Here is a 10,236-nt window from a genome sequence, read left to right as displayed (position 1 = left end):
CCATTCCATCCCACTTGAACTGATAGATCGTGGAACCCCAATTCGCACCATACACCTCAATCTCGCCGTCATTGTTGCCGTCACCTACTGTGAGGCTATACATCCAGTCACTGCCAGAACCTACAGTTGTCTTCACCCAAACATAGGGAGAGTCGGATGCTGAGTACACAGTAAAGCATCCATGGAGGCTATCTGAACCGGAGGCATTTCTTACAACAACCCCATACAATCCGGTTGAACTGCCAAGGAGGTCAAAGTTACAGGTCAGGCATACTTGTGATGTGACATCTATTGAATCAGCTTCTATATCCGGGTAGCCAGACCTTATGAGCTTGACCGACGAAACGAGCGGGATTTGAAAGTTGTCCCCGTATACGCGAGTGGTAATAGATTGCTTACTTATCCCAGCACCTGGGTAGATATGTGTGACCTTTGGGGCTTGCGCAAACACAGCCGCAGCACTCAAAAGGATACCCGGTACGACCAACATGAGGATCCTATTCATAATTCTCCTCTTTCCCCGGAATCGGTATGGGGTCGCGTATCGAAATCTAGACATTGACATTGTTTCGCTCCGCGCTCGATTCCTCAAAGACGATATTCGCATCACTTCCCATGAGCGATTCTATCCCACCCCACCCCTGCTGTCAACACCCCACTGGCACTATGAGCCGTGCACATACCCATCCCCACGCTTGAACCAATGTGTTGATATGTTGACAATTGAGCACATGTCGTCACGTGAAAATGGCAAGCCATCCAGCAATCTGCACATTTCCACAGTAGTCCCTAATAGGCTGAAGGTTATGTAAGTTACCCCTCTAGAGACGCCGCTCCCCATAGAATCCCTCTGACCGACCTGGCAATAGCCTCCGCGACGACATGTTGACAATTGTGCACATGTCGTCATGTCGCTACTTAGGCTTGATCTGGAGCTTGGCTTTGCAGTCAACGCTCACAGAATGTCTCGTCCTCAAGAAGTGAGGGACGCCCGGTGCAGATTTTGGCCGGGCGTCGTAGAGTGTTTTCTATCTGGGCTTGACTATGACTGCCAGCGCTTGAGCATGGGGATGAACTTCGCTACCTTGTCAATCGTGTCGGCCGGCATGTTCCTTTGTTTCATCATCTGGGTCACCTTCTTCGTCATGTCGTCCAAGGTTATGTCAGGTTCGGTGAAGTTTCCTTTCTGGTAACAATAGGTGCAGTATTCCTCATTTTTGGCTCCTTCGGCATTGGTCCCGAAGTGCTCATCCTTTTCCATGGGCATGCCGCAACTCTGGCAAAATGGTCCCTTCGGCATCTCCATCCTCTAATCACCTCCTTTCAAGTAGGGCAGTATGTGGAGAACATCTACGCGACATTCAAAAGGATTTCTACTAGCGAGTATCAGGACTTTCAACAGCGAGAAATACCATTACTTCAGAAAGAGCGTAGGACAGTTCTGATGGCCAATTGCTCTCGGCTGAGGAAGTCCAATAGGCTGAAAGGATTTGGATTCTCAAGAGGCGAACGCGTGTCTTGGGCAGCTTGATGACTACTGGTTCTGTGTTGTCGATAAAGAAGCATGCGCGCCGGCCTTCGTGTTCTATACACTGGGCTCTTGGACCCGGCAGGGTGGTCTCACAAACAACGAAGAAAGTGTCCGTTTGGTCTGGAATTGAGCCGTATATGACCAGGTCCCTGGCTGCGTTGTTGCCTCCCCCAGTCCCTCTGGCATCGGTATGCCGATTGAAGATAACCAGCCTGTTGAATTCTATTGTGCGGCCAAGATCGAATGTGAACTCTGGCTTGTGACCGTAGCCTTTCCCTGTCCACGTCGTAGAGGGTTCGCCGTCCATAATCTTTGTGATTTCATGAGCAGCATCCTGAGCTGTGGTCTCAGCCAGCCTGACTCCTTTCAAAAGGTTCGTGCTCCACCCCTCATGCGCTCTAAAGCTGAAGTCAGCATCTTTTGGCATAATACTACTGATTTTTTGAGAAAGCGACGGGGTACGGGATGCACAACCGCAGCATATCAATGTGAGCAGAACAGATTGAAATCGATGGCGCATCTTCTTTTTTGCCTTCTATCTGATCAAAGGATGGACACGCTTACACGCAACCTAGCTTATACCACAGACTCGACCAGGCAACAAGCGAAAACTAAGCTGAGATTAGCTTACAGAGGAGTCAACCCAATTATGAACGTGGGAAACGGATTGACAGGGGTATGTTAATGAATATACTGTCGTTATAGCTGGCTATAGACAGGGAGAGGAAGCAAGAATGGCTGCGCCAGTGAAGACAGATACAAGTCTACGCGCATTTTTTGAGCCGAACTCTGTGGCAGTGATAGGTGCCTCTCAGGACAGCGAGAAGGTGGGTCACAGTGTGCTCAAGAACATGGTCTCCTTCGGTTACCGGGGAAAGATATTTCCTGTAAATCCCAAGGCGAAAGAGATTCTCGGGCTTCGCTGCTATCCCTCAGCGAGAGCGGTTGAGTCCCGGATAGACCTGGGCGTAGTTGCGGTCCCCGCGCGCTTTGTTCCTCAGGTGCTGGACGATCTGATATCAAAGGACTGCAGAGCTTGTGCCATCATTACTGCTGGTTTCAAGGAAATAGGTTCACGCGAAGGTATTGAGCTTGAGAACAGGATTACGCGGATGGCCAAGGAGTCTGGCATGCGCATAATGGGCCCGAATTGTCTGGGAATCATAAACCCCCATAATGGATTGAACGCAACGTTCGGCAGAGACATGCCCCGGAAGGGACACATGGCATTTATGTCTCAGTCTGGTGCTCTATGCGTTGCCGTGCTGGATTGGGCGCTTGGCATGGGCATAGGTTTTTCCAAAATCATAAGCATGGGCAACGAGGCAGACCTCACAGAGGTGGATTTCATGGAGGCCCTGGCTCAGGACGAAGAGACAAGGGTTATTGTAGGTTATCTAGAAGGCGTCAAAGATGGAAGGCGTTTCCTCGAAGCTGCGGAGAGGATAAATAGAAAGAAACCCATTGTTTTCACAAAAGCAGGGGGGACGAGGGCAGGTGCGAGAGCGGCTTCGTCTCACACTGGTTCACTTGCTGGCTCGGAGAAGGCTTTCATGGCTGCGTTCAAGCAGACTGGTATCGTTCGTGGGAGGAGCATAGAGGAGCTTTTCGATATCGCAGCCGGGTTTGCCAACCAGCAGATCCCCAAAGGTTCTCGCCTGGCAATTGTGACAAATGCCGGCGGACCAGCGATAATGGCTTCAGATGCCGCAGAGAGGTTGGGTCTAACGCTACCTCAGCTCTCGAGTGAGACTGTCACCTATCTCAGGGAAAGGATGCCTCCGGAAGTGTCTTTGAATAATCCTGTGGACCTGATAGGAGACGCCGATGTGGAGAGATACAGGATAGCATCTGATGCCGTATTGAAAGATGAGAATGTTGATGGAGCTATCTTCATTCTTACTCCACAGGCCGCGACTCAGGTGGAGGAAACTGCAGAGCTGATAGGAGGGCTTGCCGAGAAGACCGAGAAACCCATACTTGCTTCTTTTATGGGTAGGGCGAGCATTGAAAAAGGAAGGGTGGTTTTGAAGAGCCATTCTGTGCCGAACTACTCCTATCCCGAGCGTGCGGTGAATGCGTTCAGAGCGATGGCGGATTATTCCAGGTGGCTGACCTCTCCCAGGTCAGAACCTGTCAACTTCGAGGTGAACAAGCAGGAGGCAATGGAGGCTCTAAGGAAGGCTCTTGATGAAGAGAGGACCGAAATAGCCGATACTGTTGCCAGGAAGGTGCTTCGAGCCTACGGATTCAGGACACCTCTGACTATTCTGGCGAGGACGTCAAAAGATGCGGTCAACGCAGCAGAGAAAATAGGTCTTCCTGTGGTCATGAAGATTGCGGCAAAGGATATTCTTCACAAGACAGACCTCGGAGGAGTGGCCGTCGGGCTCGATAATCCTGACGACGTGAGGCTCTCATTTCTGGAAATGACTTCCCGGGCTCAAGGGTATCTGGTTGAGGGGGTGAACATTCAGGAGATGATAAAGGGTGGCAAGGAGATGATTCTGGGGATGAGCTGTGATTCAACATTTGGCCCGCTTCTGCTGTTCGGACTTGGTGGAATATATGTGGAGACGTTGAGAGACACCTCCTTCAGGATTGCCCCTGTCGGCGAGAATGAAGCAAGGAAGATGATAAGAGAGATAAGAGCCTATTCTATCCTTGAAGGCGCGCGTGGAGAACCACCATCAGATATCAATGCAATTGTGGAATGCATCCTTAGACTCTCTCAATTGGTCATGGACATTCCGGTCATCGCGGAGTTAGACATAAACCCGCTCATGGTTCTGCCTCAAGGCCAGGGGGCGGTGGCCGTGGATGCCAGGATGATAATAAAGGAGGAAGAAGAATGCAAAGTATCTACATAATGTCAACCACAGACTACTCGGGCAAGAGTCTTCTCGCCCTGGGTATAGGACTTAAACTGAAGGAGCTGGGCAAAAGAATAGGATACTTCAAGCCTTTCGGCAGGCTTGCCACCACGGTTGACGGAGCAATCGTGGACAAAGACGCGTGTATCCTGAAAGATGTCCTGGGTTTAAAAGAGCCTCTTCAAGAAATATGTCCTGTCGTGCTTACAAGGGACCTGTTGCTCGACGGCCTGAAAGGTGAGAGTCCTGGTCTGATGGACAAGGTTGTTGAGACATTCGGCAAGATATCCAAGGATAAGGATGTGGTCATTGTGGGTGGGGCGGGAAACATGTTTGACGGACTCTTTCTGGGTATCGGCGGCATTGAGGTTTCGCAGAATCTTGACACAAGAGTGATTTTGATTGACTCACGTGATTTTCTAAAGGACGAGACGTTCGTGGACACAATCATTGTTGCGAGGTTGATGCTTAAGGATAGGCTTTTGGGTGTTGTGGTAAATAATATATCCATGGAATCCCGGGAGTTCATTATGGAGTTCGTGTCTCCATATCTGGAAAGGAACGACATAAAGGTACTCGGGGTCATACCCCACGATGACCTGCTCGGTTCCGTCACCATCAGAGAGCTGGCAGAAGTTCTTGCCGGGAAAATCTTGTGCGCGGAGGAGAAGGTCGATGAATTTGTGGAGAGCTTCCAGATTGGTGCTATGGACGCACCCAGCGCACAGAAGCACTTAAGGAAGATAAAGAACAATGCCCTGATAACCGGAGGACAGAGGACGGAAATGATAATGGCCGCGCTGGACACCCCCACAAAATGCATGATATTGACCGGAGGTCATATACCCAGCCAGCAAGTGATCGCTAGCGCTCATCGGGCTGGTGTCCCACTGATTTCGGTAAGAACGAACACGCTCGGGGCGACCGAGAGAGTGGAAAGGCTCATGGGGACAGTCAGACTGGAAGAGAAAGAGAAGATAGACAGGGCTAGGAAACTGCTTGATAAATGGTTCAACTATGAGGACCTGTTCAAGGCGCTGGGGATTACTTAGTGATTTGACCTCCGATGAGCGGTGTGATAAAATGCTCATATGAAACTCAAGCGTGAGCTCGGAGCAGTTCATGTTTTCGCTATAGCGTCTGGAGCAATGATAAGCTCCGGACTTTTTATTTTACCTGCCCTCGCGTATGCAAAGGCTGGGCCTGCTGCGATATTCTCTTATGCTTTGGCTGGCATTCTCGTCTTCCCTTCCATGCTTGCCAAGGCAGAGCTTGCTACTGCAATGCCCAAAGCAGGGGGAGTCTATTTCTTCATTGAGAGGAGTATGGGGACCCCAGTGGGTACCGTAGGTGGATTTACAAGCTGGTTTTCCTTGAGCTTCAAAAGCGCGTTTGCTCTTGTCGGAATGGGCGTATTTGCGAGGTTGGTTGCTCCCGGCATTACAGACATCCAGGTAAGACTCTTTGCCGTAGGATTTTGTCTCGTCTTCATGCTTATCAATATCATTGGCGTTAGACATCCCGGGAGACTCCAGGTAGCATTAGTTTTTTCTCTCATGGGCATACTCGGTCTGTATGTCCTTCGCGGGTTCGCTCTTATTCAACCACAGAGATATGTTCCTTTTATGCCTAATGGCTTTGGTTCGGTTTTCGCTACTGCAGGCCTTGTCTTTGTGTCTTTCGGTGGTCTGACAAAGATATGCTGTGTTGCAGAAGAAATAGACAATCCTGGACGGAACATACCTCTAGGGATGTTTTTTGCTTACCTTGTTGTGATGGTTCTCTATGTAATAGTTGTCTTCACTACAGTTGGCCTGCTTGATTCCGCAAAGCTCTCTGGCTCTCTTACACCGATTTCGCTCGGCGCAAGCACATTCATGGGGAACGCGGGCAGTGCTGTATTAGCCATTGCTGCCCTTCTCGCCTTTATTACTACAGCCAATGCCGGTATCATGACCGCCTCCCGCGATTTCATGGCTATGAGCCGAGATCAAATTCTGCCTGCGTTTTTTCAAAGAATGAATGCAAGATACAGGACTCCTCACTTTTCCATCGTTCTTACAGCCGTTTTTATGATTGCAGTTATCCTATTCCTCAGTCTGGAGAACCTGGTCAAGACAGCATCTACTCTGAAAATCCTGTTGTTTCTGTTGGTGAATCTATCACTCATTGTAATGCGAGAGAGCAAGATACAGAGCTATAGACCAAAGTTCAAGGCTCCTTTTTATCCCTGGATTCAAATAGCTGGCATCATCGTGTATGGTTTTCTTATTTTCAAAATGGGAACAGTTCCGGTGGCGATTGCTGGGCTTTTTGTGGTAGGCACGATAGTATGGTATCTGGCTTACGCCAGAAGCAGAGCGATACGCAAGGCTGCCTTGATACACGTGATTGAACGACTAACCTCCAGAGAACTGGTTGACACTACTCTGCCTGATGAGCTGAAAGATATCATAATCGAGCGGGATGATATCGTTGAGGATAGATTCGACCATCTGATAAAAGAGTGTCCTATTCTGGACGTTGAAGGCCCATGCAAACTAGAGGACTTCCTGGAGATAGTCTCAAAAGAGTTATCCAAGCGTCTGGGAATCGATGCGGGCCGCATACACGATATGCTGCACGCAAGGGAAAAAGAATCGAGCACAGTGATAAGTGAAGGCATAGCAATTCCTCACATTGTTGTAGAGGGAGAGAAGAAATTCAGTGTTGTCGTTGCCAGAAGTCGGGAGGGTATAGACTTCTACGATGAAGCTTCGAAGGTCCATACCATATTCGTTCTTGCGGGCACAAGAGATGAACGCAATTTCCACCTTCGTGCTCTGGCAGCAATCGCGCAGATAGTGCGCTACCCTCGATTCAATGAGAGATGGAGGCAGGCCAGAAGCAAGGATGAGTTAAGGCATCTCATTCTCCTGGGCGAGAGGACGAGACACTCGCCACCCACTGCCTAACCCCTCCCAACCCAGGTACGAAGTACGAAGGCCAAGGTGCGAAGGACTGAGCAAGGCCGGAGGTGAGAAAAGGTATCACGGTTGAAAGTTGACGGGGGAAGAATGGTATGGTAGAATAGCCACATGGCTCTCAAGCGTGAGTTAGGCCTGATTCATGTTTTTGCCATAGCGTCTGGAGCAATGATAAGCTCCGGGCTTTTTATTTTGCCTGGGCTTGCAGCGGCGAGGGCGGGGCCTGCGGTTGTGTTGTCCTATGTTATTGCCGGCATGATTGCACTTCCCACTCTGCTCAGCAAGGCGGAGTTGACGACCGCCATGCCCAAGGCCGGCGGTGACTACTTCTACATATCCAGGAGCATGGGTTCAGCTGTCGGAACAATTGGTGGATTTGCCAGTTGGTTTTCCTTGAGTCTTAAGGGCGCCTTTGCCCTGACTGGAATGGCCGCCTATGCGGCCATTCTGACGACCATCCCCATAGGAATCATAGCGGCCTGTCTCTGCGTGGCGTTCGTTCTAATCAATCTTCTTGGGGCAAAACAAGCGGGGAATTCGCAGGTTCTCCTTGTAGTCATACTGATAGGAGTACTTGGTTATTTCGTCTTTCGCGGAATCCCCAATGTGATGGTTCAGAGATTCTCACCCTTCGCTCCTCAAGGCGCGGGGGCAGTGTTTGCGACTGCTGGTTTTGTATTCATATCCTTCGGTGGGTTAACCAAGGTTGCCAGCATTGCCGAGGAGGTAAAGAAGCCTGGCGTCAATCTCCCCCTGGGCATGTTTCTGTCCCTTTTGGTTGTAACAGTTTTGTACGCTGCAGTCATATTCGTAACTGTGGGAGTACTCTCGGGTGCTGAACTTTATGATTCACTGACGCCCATCTCTGCGGCTGCGACCATATTTGCCGGACCGATGGGAGCAGGAATCATTGCCCTTGCTGCCCTTCTCGCGTTTGTGTCTACAGCCAACGCCGGGATCATGTCTGCTTCTAGATATCCATTGGCCATGAGCCGAGACCACATCTTGCCCGGTTTTTTCCAGAGAGCGAACAAGCGCTTTGGCACTCCTCATATGGCAATACTCTTCACGGGCGGGTTTATGCTGCTTTCGGTGCTATTCCTCAGACTGGAGATGCTTGTAAGAATTGCATCTACTCTCCTCCTTGCCCTGTACATTATGGCAAACCTGGCAGTTGTTTTCATGCGGGAGAGTAGGATTCTGAACTACCAGCCAAAGTTCAAATCACCTCTCTATCCATGGACTCAGATTGCTGGCGGGTTGGGCGGACTGTTTCTGATAGTCAGAATGGGAGTAGTGCCGATCACAATAGCAGTACTCTTTTGTTTCGTGATGTTCGGCTGGTACCTGGCGTATGTACGTCCAAGGTCCTACAAGGAGTTTGCTCTTTTGCGAATAATTGAGCGTGTTTCGGCAAAGGAGCTGACAGGGTATTCTCTGGAGACGGAACTGAAAGACATTCTGAGAGAAAGAGATGAGATAGTTGAGGACAGGTTTGACCATGTCATAAAGGAATGTCCAATTCTGGACATCGAAGGTCGGTGCGGACTCGAAGACTTCCTGGAAAAAGTCTCACAGGAAGTATCCAACAATCTGGGAATTGATGCAGAGCTCGTTTATGACCTGCTGCACGCGAGGGAAGAGGAGTCGAGTACAGTAATCGGCAGTGGTATGGCGATTCCCCACATCATAGTTGAAGGTGAAAAGAAGTTCTGTATCGTGATCGCCAGGAGCCGTGAAGGCATCGAGTTCTATGAAGGAGGTCCCAAGGTTCACACGGTGTTCGTTCTTGTGGGCACAAGGGATGAGCGCAACTTCCATCTCCGTGCTCTTGCAGCAATTGCGCAGATTGCTCGATTGCCGAAGTTCGAAGAGAAATGGATGCAAGCCCGAAGCAAAGATGAGTTGAGAGACCTTATTCTTCTGGGCGAAAGAACGAGACACACGCCACCCACCGCCTAACTCCTCCCAACCTAGGTACGAAGTACGAATTGCAGAGTACGAAGGACTTCCCATCCTGATTCCCCTAACACAAAGTACGAAGTACGAATTGCGAAGTACGAAGGGTAGTTGTTTCAGGGATCTGAGTTTTTCCCTTTGCACTTTGCTCTTTGTACTTTGTACCTCCTGTGCTAGGATAGCACGGGATCAGTGGAGAGGTGTCCGAGTTGGCCTAAGGGGCGCGATTGGAAATCGCGTGTCCCCTGAGAAGGGGACCGTGGGTTCGAATCCCACCCTCTCCGCCACACTACACTCTTGTTAGCTTCGTCAGACTTCGCCTTTCTTGGCTACGTCTGACAAGTGTGGCTGCGCCAGTTGACAGGTTCGAATTTCAACCGACGAAGCTGGAGGAGACATCGTGCATCGGAGTTGGGTGGAGCGAAGTCGGTCCCACCCTCTCCGCCACTAACCTCGTTACATACTTTACGATATTGGATATTTAATATAAATTAAGAAATGTACAAAACCCAAGAAAAAGAGAAATACGTATATTAATTGTTAGGTTCTGCAAACTTATAGGATAGATTGTGGTGAACTACACCTAAAGTCACCGGATCAAAGTAAATTAGGAGAAATACTTATGAAAGCAATTCTATACACAAAATACGGACCGCCTGATGTTCTTCAGCTCAAAGAGATAGAAAAACCTACTCCCAAGGAAAATGAAGTCTTGATAAAAGTTCATGCGGCATCCATAAATGATTGGGACTGGCGTCTCCTCCAAGGTACGCCGTTCGTGAATCGCCTTCTATACGGTCTTCTAAAACCGAAGATGCAGATACTCGGATCTGACATAGCGGGGCGGGTTGAAGCGGTTGGCAGAAACGTAAAGCAGTTTCAGCCAGGTGATGAGGTATTCGGGGAC

At 49.7% G+C, this 10,236-nt stretch carries 8 protein-coding genes and 1 tRNA gene; 6 read left to right on the top strand and 3 right to left on the bottom strand.

Features of this window, described 5'->3' with window-relative positions; all coding sequences use genetic code 11:
• The 3 genes from E3J62_04230 to E3J62_04220 all read right to left on the bottom strand — a co-directional run.
• Window positions 1-505 (bottom strand): hypothetical protein (locus tag E3J62_04230; GenBank protein ID TET46446.1); only part of this gene is annotated, 505 nt, incomplete at its 3' end.
• 537 nt (window positions 506-1,042) lie between these two features.
• Window positions 1,043-1,300 (bottom strand): hypothetical protein, encoded by a 258-nt coding sequence (locus E3J62_04225; protein TET46447.1) that lies wholly within the window; start codon window positions 1,298-1,300, stop codon window positions 1,043-1,045.
• Between the two features lie 76 nt (window positions 1,301-1,376).
• A complete protein-coding gene (locus E3J62_04220) occupies window positions 1,377-2,051 on the bottom strand; it encodes a discoidin domain-containing protein (GenBank protein TET46445.1) in 675 nt (224 codons plus the stop codon).
• 214 nt (window positions 2,052-2,265) lie between these two features.
• Here E3J62_04220 and E3J62_04215 point away from each other — a divergent pair, with 214 nt between their 5' ends.
• The 6 genes from E3J62_04215 to E3J62_04190 form a co-directional block, all read left to right on the top strand.
• Window positions 2,266-4,401, top strand: a complete 2,136-nt coding sequence (locus tag E3J62_04215; GenBank protein ID TET46444.1) for a CoA-binding protein — start codon at window positions 2,266-2,268, stop codon at window positions 4,399-4,401.
• A complete protein-coding gene (locus tag E3J62_04210) occupies window positions 4,383-5,456 on the top strand; it encodes a phosphotransacetylase family protein (protein ID TET46443.1) in 1,074 nt (357 codons plus the stop codon). The genes E3J62_04215 and E3J62_04210 overlap by 19 nt, the downstream gene beginning before the upstream one ends.
• 39 nt (window positions 5,457-5,495) lie before the next feature.
• A complete protein-coding gene (locus E3J62_04205; protein TET46442.1) occupies window positions 5,496-7,358 on the top strand; it encodes an amino acid permease in 1,863 nt (620 codons plus the stop codon).
• Window positions 7,359-7,481: 123 nt separating this feature from the next.
• Window positions 7,482-9,332, top strand: a complete 1,851-nt coding sequence (locus E3J62_04200) for an amino acid permease (GenBank protein TET46441.1) — start codon at window positions 7,482-7,484, stop codon at window positions 9,330-9,332.
• Between the two features lie 191 nt (window positions 9,333-9,523).
• Window positions 9,524-9,616: transfer RNA gene (locus tag E3J62_04195), tRNA-Ser, on the top strand.
• Window positions 9,617-9,951: 335 nt separating this feature from the next.
• Window positions 9,952-10,236: NAD(P)-dependent alcohol dehydrogenase (locus E3J62_04190; protein ID TET46440.1), on the top strand; the 285-nt coding region annotated here is incomplete at its 3' end.

Source organism: candidate division TA06 bacterium (assembly GCA_004376575.1).
Lineage (GTDB): Bacteria > Hydrothermota > DG-26 > E44-bin18 > E44-bin18 > E44-bin18.
The sequence above is the reverse complement of the archived record's forward strand: the minus strand, read 5'-3'. Positions and strand labels throughout refer to the sequence as shown.

Coding starts and splice junctions, on each gene's coding strand:
- E3J62_04200 (TET46441.1), top strand. CDS start 7,482: ATGGCTCTCAAGCGTGAGTTAGGCCTGATTCATGTTTTTGCCATAGCG.
- E3J62_04220 (TET46445.1), bottom strand. CDS start 2,051: ATGCGCCATCGATTTCAATCTGTTCTGCTCACATTGATATGCTGCGGT.
- E3J62_04210 (TET46443.1), top strand. CDS start 4,383: ATGCAAAGTATCTACATAATGTCAACCACAGACTACTCGGGCAAGAGT.
- E3J62_04215 (TET46444.1), top strand. CDS start 2,266: ATGGCTGCGCCAGTGAAGACAGATACAAGTCTACGCGCATTTTTTGAG.
- E3J62_04225 (TET46447.1), bottom strand. CDS start 1,300: ATGCCGAAGGGACCATTTTGCCAGAGTTGCGGCATGCCCATGGAAAAG.
- E3J62_04205 (TET46442.1), top strand. CDS start 5,496: ATGAAACTCAAGCGTGAGCTCGGAGCAGTTCATGTTTTCGCTATAGCG.